General features: G+C 72.9%; 7 protein-coding genes. 2 read left to right on the forward strand and 5 right to left on the reverse strand.

Features of this window, described 5'->3' with window-relative positions; all coding sequences use genetic code 11:
• Positions 1–13: 13 nt before the first annotated feature.
• From L0P92_RS15670 to L0P92_RS15690, 5 genes are all read right to left on the reverse strand, one after another.
• Positions 14–16,351: a non-ribosomal peptide synthetase gene (locus tag L0P92_RS15670; RefSeq protein WP_234763320.1), complete on the reverse strand. Its 16,338-nt coding sequence runs from the start codon at positions 16,349–16,351 to the stop codon at positions 14–16.
• A gap of 2 nt (positions 16,352–16,353) precedes the next feature.
• Entirely contained in the window at positions 16,354–16,626 is a 273-nt protein-coding gene (locus tag L0P92_RS15675; RefSeq protein ID WP_234763321.1) for an acyl carrier protein, read from the reverse strand.
• Between the two features lie 118 nt (positions 16,627–16,744).
• Positions 16,745–18,457, reverse strand: a complete 1,713-nt coding sequence (locus L0P92_RS15680; protein WP_234763322.1) for an acyl-CoA dehydrogenase family protein — start codon at positions 18,455–18,457, stop codon at positions 16,745–16,747.
• Complete coding sequence (locus tag L0P92_RS15685; protein ID WP_234763323.1) at positions 18,454–20,115, reverse strand: acyl-CoA dehydrogenase family protein; 1,662 nt, start codon at positions 20,113–20,115, stop codon at positions 18,454–18,456. The genes L0P92_RS15680 and L0P92_RS15685 overlap by 4 nt, the downstream gene beginning before the upstream one ends.
• The gene (locus L0P92_RS15690) at positions 20,112–21,866 is read right to left on the reverse strand and encodes a fatty acyl-AMP ligase (protein ID WP_234763324.1); all 1,755 of its coding nucleotides are present in this window, start codon (positions 21,864–21,866) and stop codon (positions 20,112–20,114) included. The genes L0P92_RS15685 and L0P92_RS15690 overlap by 4 nt, the downstream gene beginning before the upstream one ends.
• Positions 21,867–22,083: 217 nt before the next feature.
• Here L0P92_RS15690 and L0P92_RS15695 point away from each other — a divergent pair, with 217 nt between their 5' ends.
• Together L0P92_RS15695 and L0P92_RS15700 are read left to right on the forward strand one after the other, a co-directional pair.
• Positions 22,084–22,965, forward strand: coding sequence for an ABC transporter ATP-binding protein (locus L0P92_RS15695; RefSeq protein WP_234763325.1), 882 nt, complete (start codon positions 22,084–22,086; stop codon positions 22,963–22,965).
• Entirely contained in the window at positions 22,962–23,849 is an 888-nt protein-coding gene (locus tag L0P92_RS15700; RefSeq protein ID WP_372497267.1) for an ABC transporter permease, read from the forward strand. Before L0P92_RS15695 ends, L0P92_RS15700 begins: the two co-directional genes overlap by 4 nt.
• Positions 23,850–23,928 lie beyond the last annotated feature (79 nt).

Genomic DNA, 23,928 nt, shown 5'->3' on the forward strand with positions numbered 1-23,928 from the left:
CGCGCGGCTCGCCTCACCGTTCGACGAAGTCCCAGTAGCGGGAGATCGCGGCCTCGTCGATGTCCGGGATCGCGACCGCCAGATCCCGCAGCCGCTGCAGCGTCCTGTCGTTCTCGAACTCCAGGGTCGGCTGCTGCGGGTCCGGTGCGTTCCTCGCGTGCTCTTCGAGATACACCTGGTAGGGCAGGATCGACAGGTCCTGTCCCCGTTCGCTCGCACGCCGCAGGCAGTGCAGCCACTCGGTGAGCGGGACCGGTTCGGAGGCCGTCCCGTGCATCCGGTCATAGCCGCTCATGAAGACACCGGCTCCGACCCTGCGCGGGTGGTGGAGGTGGTGCACACTGGCGGTTCCCGTCCCGGTCAGGATCAGCCCGACGACGGCGCGGGCCAGGACATCGACGGGGAGCAGCGCTTCCTCCAGATCCGGTCCGACCGGATGGCGACCGAGCGCGGCGCAACTGGTGAGCAGCCGGGAGAACATGTCGTCCGGACTGACGGCACCGGTCGAGGTGTGTGCCCAGATGCGGCCGAGCCGGTGTATGCCGCCGGTGGCTCCCCGCTCGAAGGCACGCTCCACGAGCCGGTCCGCGACCCACTTGCTCGCCGCGTACCCGTTCCCGAACGGGTGTTTCTCACCGTCGGTCGGTGAATCCTCCGTGACCAGCCGGGAGCCTTGGCCGGGCCCGAACACGCCGAGGGTGGAGAGGTGGTGGAACGCTTTCGGCCGGCCTTCGGCGGCCAGGCGCAGCAGGGTTCGGGTGCCCTCCACGTTGGCCGGTTTCAGCAGGGTGTACGGGGAGAGGTGATGGACGTGTGCGCCGCTGTGGACGATCGTGTCGACCCGCTCGCGCAGCCTCGCCCAGTGCGCGGGGGCGAGGCCGAGGCCCTCTGCCGCCAGGTCGCCCAGGACGACGTTCAGCCGCGGATCGTCCGGCGTCGGCCCGAGGTCGATGCCGTAGCGCCGCAGGGCCCCGGTCAGCCGCTCGCCCGCCTCGGCGTCGGTCCGCGCACGGACGAGGCAGTGCACCCGCGCCGATGTCCGCTCCAGCAGCTCGGCCAGGAGGAAGGCTCCGACGAACCCTGTGGCCCCGGTCAGCAGGATCTCCCGAGGACCACCGGCATGCGGGTCGGCATGCGGCACGCCGGGCAGGCCGGCGGGGGATGTACCGGACGTGAAGCGCAGGTCGGGACTCAGCTCGGCTTCCGAGTCCGGCACCCACGACGAGGCGTGCGGGCCGCCCTCCGTGAGGCGGCGGGCCAGTCCCTCCGGGGTCGGTGCTTCGAGAAGCGCCGACAGGCTGAAGCGGACCGCCAGCGTCTCACCGATGCGGCCGGCCAGACGGACGGCGAGCAGGGAGTGACCGCCCAGCGCGAAGAAGTCGTCGTCGGCGGAGACCTCGGGCACCCCCAGTACCTCGGCGAACAGCCCGCACAGCACGGCCTCCCGTTCGGTCCGCGGCGCCCGGCCGGTACCGGCGGCGGTGTCCGGCGGGGCGGGCAGTGCCCTGCGGTCGAGCTTGCCGTTGGCGTTCAGCGGGATGGCGTCGACCTCGACGAACGCGGACGGTACGAGGTGGGCGGGGAGGACGGTGGCGAGCCGGGCCTTCAACTCCTCGGCCGCCAACCGTGTTTCGGCGACGAAGTACGCGACCAGCCGCTGGTCGCCGGGGCGGTCCTCGCGGGCGATCACGGCGGCTCGGGCCACGCCGTCGAGCGCGGTGAGCGCGGTCTCGATCTCCCCGGGCTCGATCCGGTAGCCCCGGATCTTGACCTGGTCGTCGACGCGTCCGGCGTACTCCAGCACCCCGGCGCGGTTCCATCGGGCCCGGTCGCCCACCCGGTACATCCGGGTGCCGGGCGGGCCGTACGGGTCGGCGACGAAGCGTTCGGCGCTCTGACCGGGCCGGCCGGCGTAGCCGCGGGCGAGTCCGGCGCCGGCGAGGTACAGCTCGCCCCACACACCGTCCGGGACGGGCTGGAGGCGCTCGTCGAGCACGTACACGCGCGCGCCCGCGATGGGGCGGCCGATGGGCACCGGCCCGGCGGCGAGGTCGTCGTCCGGTTCGAGCCGGTGGACGACACAGCCGACGGTCGCCTCGGTCGGGCCGTACTCGTTGATCACCACGGCCTTGGGGTGCCTCTCGCGCCACGCCTGCAGGGCGGTGCCGTCGAGTGCCTCGCCGCCGATGACCAGGTTCCGGGCGTCGCTGACGCGGTCGGGCAGCGACTCCAGCAGCCGTAGATGGCTCGGGGTGACCTTGAGCAGGTCCGGGGTCGGTGTGTCCTCGTCCAGTTCCCCGAACCGCACCCGGCCGCCGGTGATCAGCGGAGTGAACAGCGTGGTCACCGGCATGTCGAAGGCGAGGGAGGTGTGGACCAGGGACTCGCCCGATGCGGCGGGGTACATCGCCGCGGCCTCGCTCAAGTAGGCGGCGAGCGAACCGTGTTCGACGACCACTCCCTTCGGGCGGCCCGTCGATCCGGAGGTGTAGATCAGGTAGGCGGCCTGGTGAGGGTGCACCTGGACCGACAGGTCACCGTCGGCGCCGGTGTCCGGGGCTGCGGCGAGCGCGTCCTCGTCGAGGACGGTCGCGGCGCCCGCGTCGGCGACAAGGGCGTCGATCCGCGCCTGCGGGTTGGCCGGGTCGATCGGCAGGTAGGCGGCCCCGGTCTTCAGTACCGCGAGCAGCGCCACGATCACCTCCGGGCGGCGCGGCAGGACCACGGCGACGACGGTCTCCGGTCCGGCCCCGAGCGCGGCCAGATGCCGGGCGAGCCGGTTCGCGCGACGGTTCAGCTCGTCGTACGTCAGCTCCGTACCGTCCGCGACGACGGCCACGGCGTGCGGAGTGTGCGCCACCTGGGCTTCGAACATCTCCGGCAGCGAGGACCCCGGCAGCGGCCGGGCGGTGTCGTTGCGGCGGACGAGCGCGTCCTCGCGTTCGGCGGGGGTGAGGAGGGGCAGGGCGTGCAGGGGGCGCGCCGGGTCGGCGGTCACCTCCTGGAGCAGGCGCAGATAGCGGGCTGCGACACGCTCGGCGGTGGCGCGGTCGAACAGGTCGGAGGCGTACTCGACCGATCCGGACCAGCCGCCGTCGGCGGTCTCGACGAGCGTCAGCGACAGGTCGAACTTGGCCCGGTCGCCCGCCACGTCTTCGACGGTCACGTCAAGACCGGGCAGCGTGGGTGTGATCGCCTCCTGGTTGAGCGTCAGCATGACCTGGAACAGGGGGTGCCGTGAGCGCGAGCGCGCCGGATTGAGGACCTCGACCAGCCGCTCGAACGGCACGTCGGTGTGGTCGTACGCCGCCACGTCCGCCGCGCGCACCCGGTCGAGGAGTTCCTCGAACGTGGGGTCGCCGGAGGTGTCGACGCGCAGGACCAGCGTGTTGGCGAAGAGTCCGACGAGGTCTTCGAGCGCGGTGTCCGGGCGGCCTTCGACGGGCGTGCCGAGCACGATGTCGTCACCGGCGCCGAGTCGGTTCAGCAGGGTGACGAGCGTGGCGTGCAGCACCATGAAGGCGCTGGCGCCCCGGTCCCCGCCGAGCGCGTCGATACGGCGGCGCAGCGCGGCCGGCACCGTGAAGGGCACCGTGCCACCGCGCTGGGAGGCGACGGCCGGCCGGGGCCGGTCGGTGGGCAGCTCGATCTGCTCGGGGATCCGGGCCAGCTGCCCGGTCCAGAAGTCGAGCCGGTCGGCCGGCAGTTCCCGCTCCCACAGCGCGTAGTCGGCGTACTGGAGGGGCAGCGGAGCCCAGTCGGGGGCGCGGCCGGCGAGTCGGGCGGCGTAGGCCGTGGAGAGGTCCTCGGCGAGGGGCCGCATGGAGGCGCCGTCGCCCGCGATGTGGTGCAGGTGCAGCAGCAGGGCGTGTTCCCGGTCCCCGTCCGTGAACAGCATGGCGCGGATGGGCGGTTGGTGGTCCAAGGAGAACGGCGTCCGGGCGGCCTCCGCCAGCCCTGCGGCGAAGCCGGCCGGGTCGGACGAGAGGGTCTCGAAGCGCGGTTCGGTGTCGACGACGACCTGGTGCGGTCCGTCCGGACCGTCGGCGATCACCGTGCGCAGCACTTCGTGCCGTCGGACCACGTCGCCGAAGGCGTCCCGCAGGGCGTCCCGGTCGAGGGCGCCCGTCATGCGCAGGACGACGGGGATGGTGTACGTCTGCGCGGGGCCGTCGAGCCGGTCGAGGAACCACATCCGCCGCTGTGCCGCCGACAGTGGCACTCGCTCGGGCCGATCGGACCCTTCGCGCCGGACGAGCGGCGGCCGCGAGGCCTTCGCCGGCCGGGCCGACAGCAGTTCGGCGAGCCGGGCGACGGTTGCGTGCTCGAAGACCTCCCGGATGGACAGCTCGGCGCCGAGGTCGGTCCGGACGCGGTTGACCAGCCGTGCGACGAGCAGGGAGTGGCCGCCGAGGCGGAAGAAGTCGTCGTCGGCGCCCACGTCGGGCACTCCGAGGACGGCCGCGAAGAGGTCCGCCACGCGCCGCTCGATGCCCTCGGCGGGCGGTCGGCCCGGGCCCTCGGGCTTGAGGTCCGGGGCCGGCAGCGCCTTGCGGGCGATCTTGCCGTTGGCGGTCAGCGGCAGGGTGTCCAGCACGACGAAGGCGGCGGGGACCATGTAGTCGGGCAGCGCCCGTGCGGCGGCGGCGCGCAGGGCCGCCGGGTCCGCCGGACGATCCGGCTCGGGCACCACGTAGGCGACGAGGCGCTTGTCGCCAGGGGCGTTTTCGCGGACGACCACCGCGGCCGCGTCGATGCCCGGCTGTGCCGTCAGGACGGCCTCCACCTCGCCGAGTTCGATGCGGAAGCCGCGGATCTTGACCTGGTCGTCCACGCGGCTGACGAACTCCAGCAGCCCGGCGGCCGTCCAGCGGGCCAGGTCGCCGGTGCGGTACATCCGGGAGCCGGGCGGGCCGTACGGGTTGGCGACGAAACGCCCGGAGGTCAGGCCGGGGCGTCCGTGGTAGCCGCGGGTGACGAGGTCGCCCGCGACGTACAGTTCACCGGCGGTGCCGACGGGCGCGGGACGCAGCAGCGCGTCCAGCACGTACATCTGGGTGTTCCAGGCGGGCGTGCCGATGGTGATGACGCCGGGCGGCACGGGGTCGCCGGGTTCGATGCGGAACAGGCTGCAGCCGATCGTGGTCTCGGTGGGGCCGTACTCGTTGAGGACGGTCACCCCGGGGTTGCGGGCGCGCCAGGCGTCCAGCACGTCACCGAGCAACGACTCCCCGCCGAGGACGAGTTGATCCTGCGGCGAGTACTCCTCGGGCACCGCGCCGAGCAGGTGCAGATGGCTGGGGGTGGCCTTGACGAAGTCGGGCCGGGTGACGCGGGCGTCCGGGTCGGGGCCGCTGGAGGTCCAGCGGACCAGTTCCACGGTGCCGCCGGAGATCAGCGGGCCGAACATGCCGGTGGCGGTGAGGTCGAACGAGACCGGCGAGTGCACCAGGACGCGGCGACGCAGGCTCGCGTACTCAGCCGTCGCCCACGCCAGGTAGGCGACGAGCGAGCGGTGTTCGACGACGACCGCCTTGGGGCGCCCGGTCGAGCCCGAGGTGAAGATGACGAACGCGGCGTGCTCAGGCCGACGGACCACTTCGGTGAGGGGGACGGACGGCTGTTCGGCGAGCGCAGGATCGTCCGCCAGAACGACAGCCGCGCCGGTCAACGGCCGTACGACATCGGCCAGTTCCGCCGTGGTGACAACCGCGACCGGCGCGATGTCGCTCAGCATGAAGGCGAGTCGGTCGGCCGGGTGCGCCGGGTCCAGCGGCAGATAGCCGGCCCCCGTCTTCAGGGCGGCCAGCAGGGTCACCGGGATGTTCTCGGAGACCGGCATCAGTACGGCGACGTACCGCTCGGGACCGGTGCCGAGGGCGGCCAGGTGCCGGGCCAGCCGGTCGGCGCGGGCGTCGAGTTCGGCGTACGACAGCTCGGTCGTGCCGAAGACCACCGCGGGGGCGTCCGGCGTACGGGCCACCTGGGCTTCGATCAGGTCGGTGAGGGTCTGTGCTGGCACCTCGTGGGCGGTGGCGTTCCAGTCGGTGAGCAGCAGGCGTCGCTCGTCGTCGTCGACGACGTCGAACTCCCCTACGGGGCGGCCGGGTTCGGCGATGACGTCGGCGAGCAGCCGGGTGAAGCGTTCCGCGATCCGGGCGGCCGAGTCGCGGTCGAACAGGTCGGTGGCGAACTCCAGGAGCCCGCTCACCCCGCCCTCGGGCCTCTCGGTGAGGAAGAACGACAGGTCGAATTTGGCGGCGGGCGAGGCGACCGGCTGCACGCGCGCCGACAGTCCGGGCAGTTCGACGGCGAGGTCGAGGGCCGTCTGCTGGTCGGCGTTGCCAAAGTTCAGGCCGGTCTGGAACAGGGGGTGCCGGGCGGTGGAGCGCACCGGGTTGACGGCTTCCACGAGCCGCTCGAACGGCACGTCCTGGTGGGCGTAGGCGGCCAGGTCGGCGGCCCGCACCCGGCGCAGCACCTCGGTGAAGTCGGGGTCGCCGGTCAGGTCGGTGCGCAGGACGAGGTTGTTGGCGAAGTAGCCGACCAGGGGTGCCAGGGCGTCGTCCGTGCGGTTGGCGACGGGGGAGCCGATGACGATGTCGTCGCCCGCGCCGAGCCGGTGCAGCAGGGTGGCGAGGGCTGCGTGCAGGACCATGAAGACGGTCGTGTGGCGCTCGCGGGCGAGCCGTACGAGGGCCTCGTGGACCTCGGGTGCGACGGCGAAGGGCACGGTGTCGCCGCGGTGGGTGGGGACGGCGGGCCGGGGCCGGTCGAAGGGCAGCTCCATCTGTTCGGGCAGTCCGGCGAGCGTGGCCCGCCAGTGGTCGAGCTGCCGGGACAGGACGCTGTCCAGGTCGTCGGACTCCCCCAGGGTCTGCCGCTGCCACACCGCGAAGTCGGCGTACTGGACGGGCAGTTGAGCCCAGCCGGGTTCCTCGCCCTTCGTCCGGGCCGCATAGGCGGTGGCGAGGTCGCGTGCGAGCGGGGCCATGGAGGCGCCGTCACCGGCGATGTGGTGCAGGACGAGGAGCAGGACGTAAGCGCTCTCGCCGAGGTCGAACAGGGTGGCCCGCAGTGGCGGTCGGGTGACGAGGTCGAACGGGGTGCGGACCTCCTGCGCCAGCCGTTCGGCGAGACCCTCCTCGTCCACGCTCACCACGCTGAGCGGCGGCACCGACGGCAGCACGACCTGGTGGGGGCCGTGTCCGTCCTCGGCGAAGACCGTGCGCAGGGCCTCGTGCCGCGCGGCCAGGTCGTCCAGGGCGGCGGTGAGCGCGGCCACGTCGAGGTCGCCGGTCAGGCGTAGCGCGACCGGCAGGTTGTACGTCGGGGACGGGCCCTCGAAGCGGTGCAGGAACCACAGCCGCTCCTGGGCATACGAAAGCGGCAGGCGCCCCTCTCGTGGCTGGGCCGTGATGCCGGTGCGGCGCGGTCCGCTCCCGGCGAGCCGGGCCGCGAGCTTCGCCACGGTCGTCGCCTCGAACAGCACCGAGAGTTCGATGTCGACGTCGAGGGCGGCGCGGATACGGCCGGCCAGCCGGGTGACCAGCAGGGAATGGCCGCCGAGCGAGAAGAAGTCGTCGTCGATCGACACCTCGGGCACACCGAGCACCTCGGCGAACAGGCCGCACAGGATCTCCTCCTGCGGGGTGCGCGGCGCTCGCCCGCCGGTGTGGGCGAGGTCGGGGACCGGCAGGGCCCCCCGGTCGAGCTTGCCGTTCGGGGTGAGCGGCAGCTCCTCCAGGGTGACGATCTGGGCCGGGACCATGTACTCGGGCAGCCGGGCGGCGAGCCGGTCGCGGATGTCGTCGGCGGCGTCGAGCGGGGCGATCGGGTCGGCGGGGACGACGTAGCCGACGAGCCACTGGCCGTGGACGGCCGCGGCGGCCTGGGTGACGGCCGGGTGGTCGACCAGCGCGTCCTCGATCTCGCCGAGTTCGACCCGGAAGCCGCGCAGCTTGACCTGGTTGTCGGCGCGGCCGAGGTACTCCAGCTCGCCGTCCGCCGTCCAGCGGGCCACGTCGCCCGTGCGGTACATGCGGGTGCCGGGCGGGCCGTAGGGGCTCGCGACGAACCGTTCGGCGGTCAGGGCGGGCCGGTCGAGGTAGCCGCGGGCCAGCTGGACGCCCTCGACGTACAGTTCGCCGGGCACGCCGGGGGCGACCGGCGCCAGCGTCGCGTCGAGGACGTACGCACGGGTGTTGGCGACGGGGCCGCCGATCAGCACGGTCTCGGTGTCGGGCGGCGCGGCCCAGGCGGTGACGTCGACGGCGGCCTCGGTCGGACCGTAGGCGTTGAGCAGCACGGCGGCCTCGTCCTGCGCGTACTCGTGGAATCGGCGGACCAGCTCGGCGGGCAGGGCCTCGTCGCCGGAGACGACCAGGCGGACGGAGTCCGGCAGCCGGGTCTCGGCCAGGTAGGCGCCGAGCATGGACGCGCTGAGGTGGACGACGCCGACGGACTCCTCGCTCATCAGCCGCTCCAGGTAGAGCGGGTCGCGGTGGCCGTCGGGCCGGGCCACGACGAGGGTGCCGCCGTACATCAGGGTCCAGAAGACCTCCCACACCGACACGTCGAAGCTGACCGGGGTGGACTGCAGCACCCGCTCGCCGGCCGCGAGTCGGTGGTCGCGCTGCATCCACCACAGCCGGTTCGCCATGCCCGCGTAGGTGTTGACGGTGCCCTTGGGCCGGCCGGTGGAGCCGGAGGTGTAGATGACGTACGCGGCGTTGTCGCCGCGGGTCGTCACCCCGGGGTTCTGCGTGGGCCCCTCGGCGTCTGGGGAGATGCGCTCGAAGCCGTCCGCGTCCCGGTCGGAGATCAGCAGCCGGGCGCCGGAGTCGTCGAGGATGTACGCGATGCGGTCGGCCGGGTAGCCGGTGTCGATCGGCACGTACGCGGCGCCCGCCTTGATCACCGCCCACAGGGCCACCATCAGGTCGACCGAGCGCGGCAGCATCACGGCGACCCGTGACTCGGGTCCGACGCCCCGTGCGCGCAGGGCGTGTGCGAGCCGGTTCACCCGGGTGTTGAACTCGCCGTACGTGACCCGGTCGCCCTCGAAGAGGATCGCCTCGGCGTCCGGGTTCCGCAGCGCGTGCGCCTCGAACAGCTCGACCGCCGAACCCTCGCCGTCGAACGTCACGGCGGTGTCGTTCCAGCCGTGCAGGACGAGGGCGCGGTCGTCGGCGCCGAGGACGTCCACCTGGGACAGCCGCTGTCCGGGGTCGGCGGTGACGCCCTTCAGGACGCGTACGAAGCGGGCGGCGAAGCTCTGCGCGGTCCGGCGGTCGTACAGGTCGGTGGCGTACTCCAGGCGGCACAGCAGCCCGCCGTCCTCGTGGACGTGGCAGTCGAAGTGCACGTCGAACTTGGCGGTGCCGCTGGTCACCGGGCCGGGGTCGGCGGTGACGCCGGGCAGGTCGAAGCGGGCCTCGGTGAGGTCGAGCCAGGCCAGCATGACCTGGAAGAAGGCGTGCCGGGAGCGGGAGCGCTCCGGGTTGAGCTCCTCCACGAGGCGCTCGAAGGGCACGCCCTGGTGGGCGTAGGCGGCCAGGCCCGTCTCGCGGACGCGGTCCAGCAGTTCCTCGAAGGTCGGGTCGCCGGAGGTGTCCATGCGGTAGACGAGGGTGTTGATGAAGACGCCGACGACGTCGTCGAGCACCGAGTCGGGCCGGTCGGCGATCACACCGCCGAGGGGGATGTCCTCGCCGGCGCCGAGCCGGGTCAGCAGCAGGGACACGGTGGCCTGGAGGATCATGAACGGGGTCGTGCGGGTGCGGCCGGCCAGGTCCAGCATCCGCTGGTAGAGCTCCGCGTCGACGGGGAACTCCACGTGGTCGCCGCGGTGGGTGGCCACGGCCGGGCGGGGCCGGTCGCCGGGGAAGGTGACCTCGGGCGGGAGGCCGTCGAGGTGCTCTTTCCAGTAGTCGATCTGGCGCGGGAGGTCCGCGGCGAGCGTCTCGCGCTGCCAGATCGCGAAGTCCGGGTACTGGACGGTGAGTTCGGGGAACCGGGGCGCGTCGCCGTCGACCCGCGCCCGGTAGGCGGCGGACAGGTCCTCGGTGAGGGGCCGCAGCGAGGCTCCGTCGGTGGCGATGTGGTGCACCACGAGGAGCAGGACGTGGCTGTCCGGTCCGGTCGGGTAGAGCGTGGCCCGCAGCGGCAGGTCGCGGGTGAGGTCGAAGGGGCGGGCGGCGGAGGCGGCGAGGTCGGGGGCGGGACCCGCGTCGCGTACGACGTCCATGGTGAAGCCGGTGTCCGGGGGCAGGACGACCTGGTGCGGGCCGTCGGCGTCTTCCGGGTACAGGGTGCGCAGTGCCTCGTGGCGGGCGACCAGGTCGGCGAGCGCGGCACCGAGCGCGTCCGCGTCGAGCGGGCCGGTGAGCCGGACCTGGATGGGGATGTTGTACGTCCCCGAGGCGCCCTGAAGCCGCTGGAGGAACCACATGCGTTCCTGGGCGAACGACAGCGGGACGCGGCCGGGCCGCTCCTCGGCCGTGATCCGCTTGGCCTGCGGGGCCAGCCGGGTCAGCCGTTCGGCGACGCCGGCGACGGTCGGGCCGGCGAAGACGTCCCGCAGGGACAGGTCGACGCCGAACTCGTCGCGGACGCGGTGGACGAGGCGGATCATCAGGATCGAGGTGCCGCCGAGCGCGAAGAACTCGTCGTGCACGCCGACCCGTTCGACGCCGAGCACGTCGGCGACGATGGCGCACAGCTTCTGCTCCTCCGGCGAGCGGGGATCGCCGCCCGTGACGGTGGCCGCGGCCTTCGCGGGGGCGTCGGCCGTACGGACGCCGGTGACCAGCAGCCGGTCCTCCTCGCTCACAGCGGTCAACGCACCGGTCTTGACGTCGAGTTCGACCGTGGCGCTGCGGAGCAGGTCGACGAGGTGGTCGGCGACGCGTGCGACGGCCGGCGCGTCGAAGGCGCCGGCGAGGTAGGAGAAGCGCAGCCGCAGCCGCTCGCCGGGGAAGACGGACAGGCTGACCGGGTAGTGGGTGCGCTCGACGAGGTCGGCGTGGGCCAGGCGCAGTCCACCGGCCTCGATGCCGTCGTCCATCGGGTAGTTCTCGAAGGCGACGATGGTGTCGAACAGCGCGTCGAAGCCGGACGCGCGCGTCAGCTCGGCCAGGGAGGCGTGCTGGTGGGCGTCGAGCGAACGCTGCTCGTGCTGGACTCGGGCCAGCAGCGCGGACAGGGGCTCGTCGGGGTCGATCCGCACGCGGACCGGCAGGGTGTTGACGAACAGCCCGACCATCGACTCCGCGCCGGACAGCTCGGGCGGGCGCCCGGAGACGGTCGCGCCGAACACGACGTCGTCACGCTCGGTGAAGCCGCTCAGCAGCAGGGCCCACAAGCCCTGTACGACGGTGTTCAGGGTGAGCCGGTGCGCACGGGCGGTCGCCGACAGGCCGTCGGTCAGCGCCTCGGACAGAACCAGTTCGTGGACGCCGTGGCCGCCCGAGGCGCGGTCGGCGGGGGCCAGCAGAGTGGGTGCGGTCAGGCCGGCGAGGTGTTCGCGCCAGGCCTCGCCGGAGGCCTCGTGGTCCTGCCCGCGCTGCCAGGCGAGGTAGTCGCGGTACGGGGTGGCCGGGGGCAGGTCGGCGCCGCCGTACAGGCTGAACAGGTCCCGTACCAGCAGCGGCAGCGACCAGCCGTCCAGCAGCAGGTGATGGTGGGTCAGGACGAGGCGGTTACCGAGAGCGGTGAACCGCAGCAGGGGCGGTCGTACGACGCTGAAGCCGCGCGCCCGGTCCCGGGCGAGGAACGCCTCCACGTCGTCCTCGTCGCGCTCCTCCCACGGCACCTTGACGTCGGCGGGGACGACCTGGACGGGGGCGCCGGCCGAGCGGCTGCGGAAGGCGGCGCGCAGGTTGGGGTGGCGGTGCAGCAGCGCGGTTGCGGCGTTCCTCATCCGCTCGGTGTCGAAGCCGCCGTCGATCTCCAGGACGAGCTGGCCGACGTACGGGTCGTCGGGCTCGTACAGCGCGAGGAAGAGCAGGCCCTCCTGGAGCGGAGAGAGCGGCAGCACGTCGGTGGCGCCGCGGAACCGGTCCAGTTCCTCCTGGGTGATCCGGACGAGGGGTACGTCGGAGACGGTGAGCCCGCCTCGCGTGTGGACGGCGAGTTCGGTGAGGGCCGTCGTCCATGCCTCGGCGAGGGCGCGTACATCGGTCTCGTCGAGAACCCCGGAGGGATAGGTCCACCCGGAGGTGAGCTCGCCGTCGCGGACGTAGGCGTCGATCTGGAGGGCGTGGGTGAGCGCGAGGCCGTCGTCTGCGAGGAGTTCCACGGCCTTCGCGTCGTCGGCGAGGCGCCATCCGCCGAGGTCGGTTGCGTCCAGACGGCCCAGGTAGTTGAAGGAGATCTGGGGCGCGGGCAGGCCGGTGAGGCGGTCGTGGAGCAGGTCGTGGCCGCGGCCGCCGTGCGGGACTGCGCGGAGTTCCTCCTTGGTGCGCTTGAGCAGGGCGGGGCCGGTCTCGGTGCCGGCGGCGAGGCGGACCGGGTGGATGCGGGTGAACCAGCCGACGGTGGTGGACAGGTCCATGCCGTCGGGGAGGTGGTCGCGGCCGTGGCCCTCCAGGTCGACCAGGACCGGTCCCTCGCCCCGGTGGCGCTGTACGGCGGCCGAGAGCGCGGCGAGGAGGATGTCGTCCGGGGTGGCCCGGTAGGCGGCGGGCAGCGTGGTCAGCAGGGTGGCGGTGAGGTCCGTCGGGACGGTGACGGTGATCGAACGGGCGGTGCCGTGGACGTCCTGGGCGGGGTCGAGGGGACGGGCGCCGAGGACGGGTTCCGGGGTGGACGACAGGTCGGTCCACAGCGGGAGTTCGTCGTCGGGGGCCCGGAGGTGGGCGGCCCAGTGGCGCAGGGAGGTTCCGGCCGGGGACAGTTCGCCGTCCGCGAGCGCCTGGGTGAGGTCGGTCAGCAGGATGCGCCAGGACACGCCGTCCACGACCAAGTGGTGGAGCACGAGCAGCAGTCGGCCGGAGGCGAACCACACGGCCCGGACCATCGCACCGTCCTCGGGCGACAGTGCGCGACGGGCGGCCTCCTTGTGCGCGGCCACGTCCTCGTCCTGGGCGCGAGTCAGGCAGTCCTCGGCCCGTACGGCGCCCACGGGCCGGATGTGCCGGCCTCGCATGCGCAGGGCGTCGTGGCGGTCGAGGACGCGTTGGAGGGCCGCACCGAGTCGCTCGTACGACAGGCCGGGCCCGGCGGCCAGGAGGAGGGACTGGGCGAACCCGGCGGTGGGGCCGCCGCGTTCGGCGAGGCGCCGGGCCATCGGCGTCTCCGGGAGCTCGCCGACCGGGTCGTCCTCGACGGGCGCGGGCGCCGGTGCCGTGGTCACCGCGGTGGCGAGCCGGGCGACGGTCGGGTGGTCGAAGACGTCCTGGGGAGTGAGGTGGAGGCCCTGGCGGCGGGCGCGGCTGACGAGCTGGATGGCGTGGATGCTGTCCGCGCCGAGGGCGAACAGGTCGTCGTCCACGCCCAGTTCGGGGCGGTTCAGCAGGTCGGCGGCGAGGGCGTGCAGGGCGTGCTCGGTGGCAGTGCCGGGGGCGCGTCCGCCGGTCGGCCGGGCCGGGGCGGGCAGGGCACGGCGGTCGATCTTGCCGTTGAGGGTGACCGGGATCGACGGCAGGACGTGCACGCTCACGGGCACCATGTGGGCGGGCAGCAGGGTCGCCAGGTGCGCCCGGGGGTCGGTCCTCGGGGTGCCGGTCACATAGCCGACGAGCTGCCGGGCGCCCGCCGCCGAGTCGTGGACGAGGACCACGGCCTGCTCGACTCCGGGCACGGACGCCAGCACGGCCTCGACCTCGGCGGGTTCGACCCGCTGACCGTTGATCTTGATCTGGTCGTCGGCGCGCCCGACGAACTCCAGGTCTCCGTCGGCCCGTCGGCGCACCAGGTCACCGGTGCGGTACATCCGGGTGCCAGCCGGGCCGTAGGGGTCGGCGACGAAGCGCTCGGCGGTCGGGCCGGGGCGGTCGAAGTAGCCGCGGGCGAGCTGGACGCCCGCGAGGTACAGCTCGCCGGTGACGCCGTCAGGGACCGGCTGGAGGGCCGGGTCGAGCACGTAGGCGCGGGAGTTGTGGGTGGGCGTGCCGATGGTGACGGGGACGCCGGGGGCGCAGGCGTGGGAGGTGGCGGTCACCGAGAACTCGGTGGGGCCGTAGGAGTTGTGGAGCCGGGCGCCGCACTCGCGGTGGAAGCGCTCGGCGAGCCCGGCGGGCAGGGCCTCGCCGCCGCAGCTGACCATGCGCAGGGAGTCGACGGGCACGTACTCGTCGAGGAACGGGCCGAGCATCGCCGGAACGAAGTGGATGACGGTGACGTGTTCGTCGCGGACCAGGCGGGCCAGATAGGCCGGGTCGCGGTGGCCGTCGGGGTGGGCGACGACGAGGGTCGCGCCGCGAGTGAGGGTCCAGAAGACTTCCCACACCGACACGTCGAACCCGACCGGCGTCTTGTGCACGACCCGGTCCGCCGGGGTCAGCCGGTACTCGTCCTGCATCCAGGCGAGCATGTTGCTGATACCGGCGTGGGTGACGACGGTGCCCTTGGGACGGCCGGTGGTGCCGGAGGTGTGGATGACATAGGCGGCGCTGTCCCCCCGTGGGACGACGCCGAGGTCGGTCTCGGGCTCGCCCTCGCCGAGAGTCCGTACGTTCTCCTCGTCGATGACGAAGGACGTACGGGAGTCGGCGAGGACGTAGGCGATCCGGTCGGCCGGGTAGCCGGTCTCGACCGGCACGTACGCGGCGCCCGTCTTCAGCACCGCCCACAGCGCGACGATGAGGTCGAACGAGCGGGGCAGCCGTACCGCCACCCGGGACTCCGGTCCCACGCCCCGCCCGCGCAGGGCGTGCGCGAGACGGTTCACCCGGGCGCCCAGCTCGCCGTACGTCAGCCGCTCGCCCGCGAAGACCACGGCCTCGGCGGCCGGGTCCTGGGCCACACACGTCTCGAACAGCTCCACCAGGGAGCGCGGGTCGCTCGCGCGGTCGGCGGTGTTGTGGGCGTGGAAGCGCTCCCGTTCCGTGTCGTCGAGGAGGTCGAGGGCGCCGATGGGCAGCTCGGGGTGTTCGGTGGCGGTGGTGAGGAGACGGGCGTAGCGGTCGCGGTGGGCGGCGGCCGTCTCGGGGGTGAAGCGGCCGGGGTGGGCGTTGACGGTGAGCTCGATGCCGTCGCCGGCCCCGGGGTCGCCGTACGCGTGCAGGGCGAGGTCGCGCACCGGGCCGGAGGCAAGCTGGTGTGCCTCAGCCTGGACGGGTCCGAAGGGCAGGCGGGCGGCGGCGAAGGAGAGGACGTTCAGGGACGGGCCGTTCAGGGTGCCCGGGTGGGCGGTGGCGGCGAGGTCGCGGCGGAGTTCGTCGTGCGGGTAGCGCTGGTGGCGGGTCGCCTCGGCGAGTCGGGCGGCGACCCGGTCGAGCAGTTCGGTGAAGGTGGTCGCGCCGTCGACGGGGATCCGCAGCGGGACGTCGTTGACGAGCATGGCGGGTGTCGCCAGGGCGTGCGGGCTGAGGCGGGCGGCCATGAACACGCGGACGAGGACGTCGTGGGCGCCGGTGACGCGGTGGGTGTGGGCGGCCATGGCGGCGATCACCGGCAGGGACCAGCGGGACCCGGTGAGGCCGCGCACGCGCAGGGCGGTCTTCTCGGGCAGTCGGAGATTCGCGCCGGGCAGGCTGGGCGCAAGTCCTGTGGCTCCGGAGCCCAGCTCGGTGGACTCGGGCAGGTCGGCGAACTCCCGCTGCCAGTAGGCGCCGTCGCGGTCGTGCCGGGCGGAGCCGAGGTAGGCGTGCTCCTCGGCCAGGACCTCGCCGAGGGTGCCGAAGCCGCTGGCGGGCGGCTGTTCGCCCGCCGCGAGGGCCGTGTAGACCTCCAGCACGCGGCGGCAGTGCAGGACCTGTCCGTAGCCGTCGAGGAGGATGTGGTGGTAGCGGAAGTGGAACCAGTGCCGGTCGGGGCCGAGGCGCAGCAGGGTGTGGCGGAACAGCCGGTCACTGGTGAGCGGGACGGGGCGGGACTGGTCGGCGTCGATCCAGGCGCGGGCGGCACCGGCCGGGTCGGCCTCGCCGCTCAGGTCGAGGTATGCCAACTCCCCGGTGACGGACGGGTCGACGCTCTGCCGAACCGTCTCGCCGTCCTCGCGGAAGCGGACCCGCAGGGCCTCGGTCTCGGCGACGGTCTGCTCGACCGCGCGGGCCAGCAGCGCGCGGTCCACCGGTCCGGGGACGTCGAAGTAGACGCCGCAGGTGAACAAGTGGCTGTCGGGGGCGAGGCGTTGGGCGACCCACACCCCGTGCTGGGCCGCCGTCAGGGGTAGCGCAGTCTTCATCGTCAGACCTGCTTCGTGCTCGTACGTGCCGCCTCGACCAGCTCGGACAGGGCAGCGCCCAGCGCGTCGACCGTCGGGTGGTCCCAGGTCAGGGCGTCGTCCACGGTCACCTCGAACTCGTCCTCGATGTCGGCGGTGATGGCCAGCGCGGTGAGCGAGTCCAGGCCGTAGTCGGCCAGCGGTACCGACGTGTCGATGTCCTCCGGGGAACGGCGCAGGTAGGTCGCCACGCGCTCGGTCAGCCAGGTGTGCACGTCACGGTTGCCAGCGGTCATGAGGGGGGTTCTCTTTCTTGAAACGGAGGGGAACGAAAAGCCGGGCGCAGGGCGGCACTCCGCACCCGCGGGGGTGGTCGGTGTCGGGCGCGTACGGACTTGAGGTGGCCGGTGGGCCTCAGACGGCGAGCCGTCTTGCGGTCAGGCCGAAGGAGCGGCCGGTGTCCCGGCGGTCCAGGAGTTCGGTGAGGAGCGTGTTCTCGGCCTGGGCGGGCAGCGGGCCGGGCCCGTGCGGTGCGGGGGCCGAGCGGTGCAGTGCCGCGCGCAGCCAGGCGGGGTCCGCCAGGAAGTCCCCCGGCGCGGCATGGCGCCAGACCTGGGCGCAGGCGGTGCGGGAGAGCAGGCGTACGTAGCGGGTGACGAGGTCGTAGTGCTCGGGGCGGGCGTCGACGCCGAGTTCCACGGGCGACAACTTCCCGCATATGGCGGCAAGTTCGGTCAGTTCCGCGTGGTCGGCGGCGAGGGCGGCCCGCAGGTCGGCGTGCTCGGGGGCCCAGGGCGCGTCGGGCAGGGCGTGCAGGGAACCGGCGATCGGGTCGCGGCCCGCGGCGTGCAGGGCGAGCCGGTCGTACGGCAGTGGCGGCAGCGGCTCGGCGAGGGCGTACAGGTCGGCGGGGGCCTCGGTGCCGGGCCCGTCCCAGGTGCGGCGGGCCAGCAGGGGAAGCTGCGGCAGCAGACTCATCTGGCAGGCGGCGCGCGCGATGTGCCCGAAGCCGACGGGGGCGAGGTCGCGCAGCAGCTTCTGGAACAGGGCGGTCGGCCCCTCGCGGAGGTAGAAGTGGGCGCCGAGGAGTTCCGCGAGCCGGTCCATGGCCCCCAGCAGCAGCCGGGACACCTCGAACTTGACCGCGGAGGCGTACACGCTCGCCGCACCGGGCACCAGGTGCAGCGCACGGGCACCGACCGCGCCGAGCGCCTCGGCGCGCAGCAGGTCGGCGAGGACACCGGCCAGCACCGAGCGGACGTGCGGGAGAGCGGTGGCGGGGCCGCCGTAGAGCCGACGCCGGGTCAGGTGGTCCACGGTGATGCGCAGTCCGGTGTCGAGGATGCCGGTGGCCATCGCGGGCAGGACCGTGCGGGTGATCTGGAGGGCCTTCAGGGCCGTCTCCAGTCCGGAGCCGACCGGGCCGAGCACCGCCGAGTGGGGCACGGGCAGGTCGTCGAAGCGCAGTCCGCCGAGCTGTACGCCGCGCATGCCGACGGTGCCGAAGCGCGGCAGGTCGGTCAGCCGGGCGGGGTCGGTGGTCGCGCGGTCGACGAGGACCAGGGAGTGGCTGCGCGGACCGGGGCGGGGGTCGGTGCGGGCGAGGACGACCATGGCGTCGGCGCGCGCGATGTTGGTGACGACCTCCTTGCGGCCGCTCAGGCGCAGGCCGTCGGGTGCGGTGGTCGCGGCGAACTCCATGCCCGCCATGTCGTTGCCGTGCGCGAGTTCGTGGAAGGCGATGGCGATACGTCGGCCGTCCAGCAGCAGGCGGGCCGCGTGCTCGCTCTGCCGTTCGTCGCCGGCGGTCCACAGGGTGACTCCGGCGATGAGCGAACTGGCGCCGTAGCCGAGGCCGAGTGCGGGGTCGCGGCGGTAGAGGGAGCGTACGACCTCGGTGAGGTGGTCGGCCCGTTCGAGACGGCCGCCCAGCCGGGGTGGGACGAACTCGGCGTTCATCCCGTAGGAGTGCATCAGTTCCTCTCCGGCGGTGAGCATCTCGGCGCGTTCGTCGGCGGCGAGGACGGCGGTGGCGCCGATGGGGTTGGCCGGGTCGGAGAGGCTGCCGAGCAGGTGCTCCAGTTCGTCGGCGCGCTTGGGGGCGAGGCCCGTCGTGTCGGTGGTCATGCGAGACCTCCCCAGAGGGTGAACTCCGGTGCGGGCGTGTCGAGTACGACGCCCGCGAGTGCGTCGAAGACCTCGTCGTCGTTCCCGCCCAGCAGGGCGGTCAGGCAGGCCCGCAGCCACAGACCGTCCGTGCCGAGCCGTCCCGTGCGCAGCGGCGGGTTCTCCAGCCACAGCAGCAGGCAGGCGGCAGCGGCGTAGGCGCGCTCGTATGCCTCGGCGATGCCGAACGCGGTGCTGGGCAGTCCGCCCGCGACCGGCACGAAGTCCGCCGACTCCGTTTCCAGTCGGGCGAGTTCGGCGAGCATCCGGTCGACGAGCGGGCCCGCCTGCGGGGGACCTTGCGCCCGTATGCGGTCCGCCACGTCGGGCAGGACCTGCACGGCGCTGCATCCCGTGACCGACAGCATCGTCAGGCGGTCCCGGTCGAACGGGGGTAGTGGAGAGGTGAGGTCGGCGGCGGCCCGTACGCCCTCGGTGTCGGCCCGGCGGCGGCTCAGCTGGCGGACCAGGCGGGGCATCTGGTTGAGGAGCGCGGCGCGGTTGACGACCGTGCTGCCGTCGAAGATCGCGCAGATGCGGTGGTCGCGTTCCAGCTTGGCGAAGCCGCCGCCGGGTGGTGAGGTGAGGAAGCCGCGTACGCCGAGGAGTTCACCGAGGGAGGTGAGGGTCTGCTGGGTGAGTGTCGGGACGTATGCCTTGGTGAGCGCCGAGGTCGCGCTCAGCTCCCCGGGCAGGGTGTGCACCGAGCGGGCGGAGAGCAGGCTCACGGCCTCGACGGTCAGTGCGGCGGCGGCCGCCCGGCCGAGGATGCGCCGTACGTGCGGGACGTCGGCGAGGCGGCGGCCGTACAGCTCGCGTCCCATCGCGAAGTCGCGGGCCAGCCGCAGGGCGTGGTCGGCGGCGCCGAGGGAGAGCGCGGTGCACGCGATACGGGTGAGCTGGAGGGTCTTGAGGACCACGGCGATCCCGTCGCCCGGCTCACCGATGAGGGCTTCGGCCGGCACCGGGGCGCCGTCGAGGGCGAAACCGCTGATGTCGGCGCCGCGGATGCCGTGCGTGCGGACCTTGGGCAGATCGAGCCAACTGCCTTCCGGCAGCTGCCTCTTGTCCACGAGGAAGAGGCTGAAGCCGCGTCCGCCGCCCGCGGGGTCGGTGCGGGCCAGGACGCAGGCGAGGGTGGAGCGGGTGGCGTTGTTGATGAGCCACTTCTCGCCGGTGAGCCGCCAGCCGCCCCCGGCGATCGGGTCTGCTGCTGCCTCGGCCACCGCCGTGAACTCGCTCGCCAGCAGGTCGGCCCCGTGGTCGCGCTCGGTCAGCCCCCAGCAGACCGCCTCGCCTGCGCGTACGCGTTCGGCGAGCCGGGCGACTTGGTCCGCGGTTCCGGCCACCCACACCGGAGCCGCCCCGAGGAACGTCTTGCCGTGCGCGATGGCCACGGTCAGGTCGCGGCGGGCCACGGTACGCAGCAGCTCCACCGTCCGGCTGAAGTCGCCGTCCGGGGTGAGGACGTAGTGGGCGGGCAGCCCGGCGTCGTCGAGGAGGCGGACAGCGCCGTCGGGGAACGCCTCGCGCTCGTCGAGCCGGGCGAGCGTGCCGGGTGAGAAGGCGTCGTCCTCGTGGGCGGCGAGGAGACTCTCCAGATCGGCCGTGGTGGTCATCGTGCGGTCACCCGCCGGTGCTCGGTAAGGGCGGCGGTGAGCAGCGGGTCCTCGGCGAGGTGCAGGGTGTCCAGTTCGCCGGCGAGGTAGAGGGCGCGCATCGCGGAGCGCTGGACCTTGCCGCTGGTGGTGCGCCGTACGCCGCCGGGCCGGACAAGAGCGACGGCCGCGACCGGAACGCCGAACTCCCGGGCGATGGTCTGCTTCATGGCGACGGCGATCTCACCGAGCCGTTCGGCGCCCCAGTGGGCACGGATCTCGTGCACGGCGACGATCGCCGGAGCGGTGTCCACGCCGTCGTCGTGCCCGACCATGAAGGCAGCCCCGTGCAGGCCCTCCAACTCCTCGTGCTGGGAGCGCAGTTCGTACTCGATGTCCGCGGGGTGCAGATTGCGTCCGTGCAGGACGAGGACGTCCTTGCGGCGGCCGGTGATGTACAGGTCGCCGTCGAGCAGGCCGCCGAGGTCGCCGGTGCGCAGGAACGGGCCGCGTCCGTCGCCGGCGCGGGCGTGGAAGGTGGCGTCGGTGGCGTCGTCGTTCTCCCAGTAACCGGCAGTGACGCAGGGGCCGTCGAGCCAGATTTCTCCGATGCGGCCGTCGGGCAGGGCGTCACCGGTGTCGGGGTCGACGATCAGCACGTCGGATCCGCTCGGCGCCCCGCATCCGACGAGGACACGGGACGGCTGCGTGCCGGTGGCCGGCCGCAGCTCCCGGTTCTCCAGGGCGGCGGCGTCGACCTCGGTGCGCAGGGGTGGCCGTCCGGTGGTGCCGGAGGCCATGAGCGTCGCCTCCGCCAGGCCGTACACGGGGATGAGCGCCTCGGGGCGCAGTCCCGCGGCGGCGAACCGTTCGGTGAAGGCGGTGACCACGTCGGCACGGACGGGCTCGGAGCCGTTGGCCGCCTTGAGCCGGGACAGGTCGAGTGTGGCGAGCTGCTCGTCGGTGACCCGGCGTACGCACATCTCGTATCCGAAGTCGGGTGCGGCGGTGAAGTTGACGTCGCAGGCGTCCAGCATGCGCAGCCAGTGGTAGGGGCGGCGCAGGAAGGACATGGGGTCCATCTGGACGTACCCGTTCCCGCACAGGAGGCCGGGCAGCATCAGGCCGATGAGCCCCATGTCGTGGTACAGGGGTATCCAGCCGCCGTACGTCGTGCCGCTGTCGTTGCCGAACATGCGGACCATGCGGTCCACGTTGGCGACCAGGTTGCCGTGGGTGACCATGACGCCCTTGGGGTCGCCGGTCGAACCCGAGGTGTACTGGAGCAGGGCCAGGGTGTCGGGCGACACCTCGGGAGCGGTCCAGGCGTCCGGGTCTCCGTCCCCGGCGTCGGTCGGGTGGCAGACCGCACCGACGACGCCTTCCTCGGCGATCCACTTCTCGACGTCCGGGAGATCGCTCTCCTGCGTCAGGATGGCGCGCACCCCGGCGTCGCGGGCGATGGCGGCGAGCCTGCGGCGCTCGTGGCGGTAGCGGCCCGGCAGGGGGGCGGGGACGGCGATGACGCCGGCGTGGACACAGGCGGAGAAGGCGGTGGTGAACTCGATTCCCGGGGAGTAGAGGAGCAGAGCCCGGTCGCCCGGGGAGAGCCGCTCCTGCAGCCAGGAGGCGATGCGCCTGGAATGCAGATCGAGTTCCGCGCGGTCGCGCACTGTCCGTCTGATGTCGCTGAAGTCCGAGACGAAGGTCACTGCCGGCTGCTGCGGATTACGCGCTGCCTGTTCCCTCAGCGTCGTGAGTAATTCTCGCACGACGGAAACCGTACGGAATCACGACCCTCGAACCAGTAGTGAAACATTCAAGCAATCGTCAAGAAATCCCATCGAACGCACAAGAAACCTTGAACGTTCCATGATCGACTTCGACCATCGGCCGACGTAGAACGGATTTGTGCATACACCGACCGCGTCGGCCATCGCCGTGCAGGGACTACATAAGAAATTCAATGAGAACCACGCCTTACGCGGCGTGGACCTACAAGTAGATCCGGGCGAAGTCCTGGGGCTCCTGGGCCCCAACGGCGCTGGGAAAACCACGCTGGTAAAGATTCTCGCGACCCTCGTCAGGCCGGATTCCGGCCGTGCTTTCGTGAACGGCTGGAATGTGACGGCCAATCCCGCGCAGGCCCGCTTCACAATCGGTATGGCTGGCCAGTATTCGACGGTCGACGCCCTGCTGACCGGCTTCGAGAACCTGTACCTCATCGCGAAACTGCGCGGCGTGGGCCGCCGTACGGCCCGCCGCGTCGCAGATGACCTGCTGTCCAGGTTCCGGCTCACCGATGTCGCGGGGCGCCCGGCGGGCACCTACTCGGGCGGTATGCGCCGCCGGCTGGATCTGGCCGCCGCCCTCGTCGGTTCTCCGCCACTGGTCATCCTGGACGAGCCGACGACCGGGCTCGACCCCGAGAGCCGACTCGACACCTGGGAAGCGGTCGGCGAACTGGTCGCCGGCGGCACCACCATCCTGCTGACGACCCAGTACCTGGAGGAGGCGGACCGCCTCGCCGACCGGATCACCGTGATCGACCGGGGCCAGGTCGTGGCCGAGGGCACCAGCGACGAACTGAAGGCCGCCGCCGGCAACCGGCTCGTCGTATGGGTCGCCGAGGACCATCAGCTCGACGCGGCGGCACGCGCCGCGCAGCGGGCCACCGGCGCCACCCCGACGGTGGACCGCCGTGCCCGGCGCGTGGAGGCGGCCGCCGCCGACGGCCGGGCCGCACTGGGCCGCGCCCTGACCGCACTTGAGGGCGAGCAGGTCGAGGTGCTGGAGATCGGGCTCAGCCGCTGCACCCTCGACGACGTGTTCCTCGGCCTCACCAGCCGCGCCCGGCGGGAGGCGGCGTGATGACGGCGACCACCCAGGCGCGCGGCACCCGCACCCCGCGTCGACCGGCATCGGCGACCTTCCCCTCCCCCACCCGCGCCCGGCGCGATCCCGTCCTCCGCGTGCTCGCCGAGAGCGCCGACCTCGCCCTGCGCAATCTGCTCCATCTGCGGCGCACTCCGGGGCTGCTGATCACCTGTCTGGTCGAGCCGGTCGTGTACGCCATGCTCATCGGCTACGTCTTCGGCAACAGCCTGGGCGGCCCGGCCTACCGGGAGTACATGGTGGGCGGGCTGCTCGCTCAGACAGTGGCCTTCACCACCACGTTCACCACGCTCGGGCTCGCCAGGGACCTGGAGCAGGGCATGGTCGACCGCTTCCGCGCCCTGCCGATCTCCCGCGTGGCGCTGCTGCTCGGCCGGACCACCTCCGACCTCGCGACGTGCGTGGCCAGCGTCGCCGTCACCACGACCTGCGGGCTGCTGATGGGCTGGCGCCCGCACAACAGCCCGTTCGCGGTGGCCGCCGGGTTCCTGCTGGCGCTGCTGTTCTCCTTCGCGATGTCCTGGATCGGCGTGTTCGTCGCCCTCATCGCGCCGAACACCCAAGTGGCCGGAAGCCTCGGCCTGATCTGGCTGTTCCCCGCGACGTTCGTGTCCTCCGCGTTCGTCTCCGGCTCCTCCCTGCCCGGCCCACTGTCCACCGTGGCCGCCTGGAACCCGATCACCTCGCTCGCGGGGGCCCTGCGCCACCTCTTCGGCAATACGCCCCCGCCCGGCTTCCGGGTGCCGCACAACTGGCCCGCCCAGCATCCCTCGCTGTACACCGCGGCCTGCTCGGTACTGCTCATCGCCGTCTTCGTCACGCTGTCGACCTGGCGCTACCGCACTCGCACAAGCCGCTGACCGCGACCACCCTCGCGCAACCACCGGCCGGGCCGACCCCCGCGCCCGGCCGTGTCCGTGGCCGCGGTGCGCGGGGTGC

Origin of the sequence: Streptomyces muensis (assembly GCF_021474425.1) — a bacterium.
In the GTDB taxonomy this organism is placed as follows: domain Bacteria; phylum Actinomycetota; class Actinomycetes; order Streptomycetales; family Streptomycetaceae; genus Streptomyces; species Streptomyces muensis.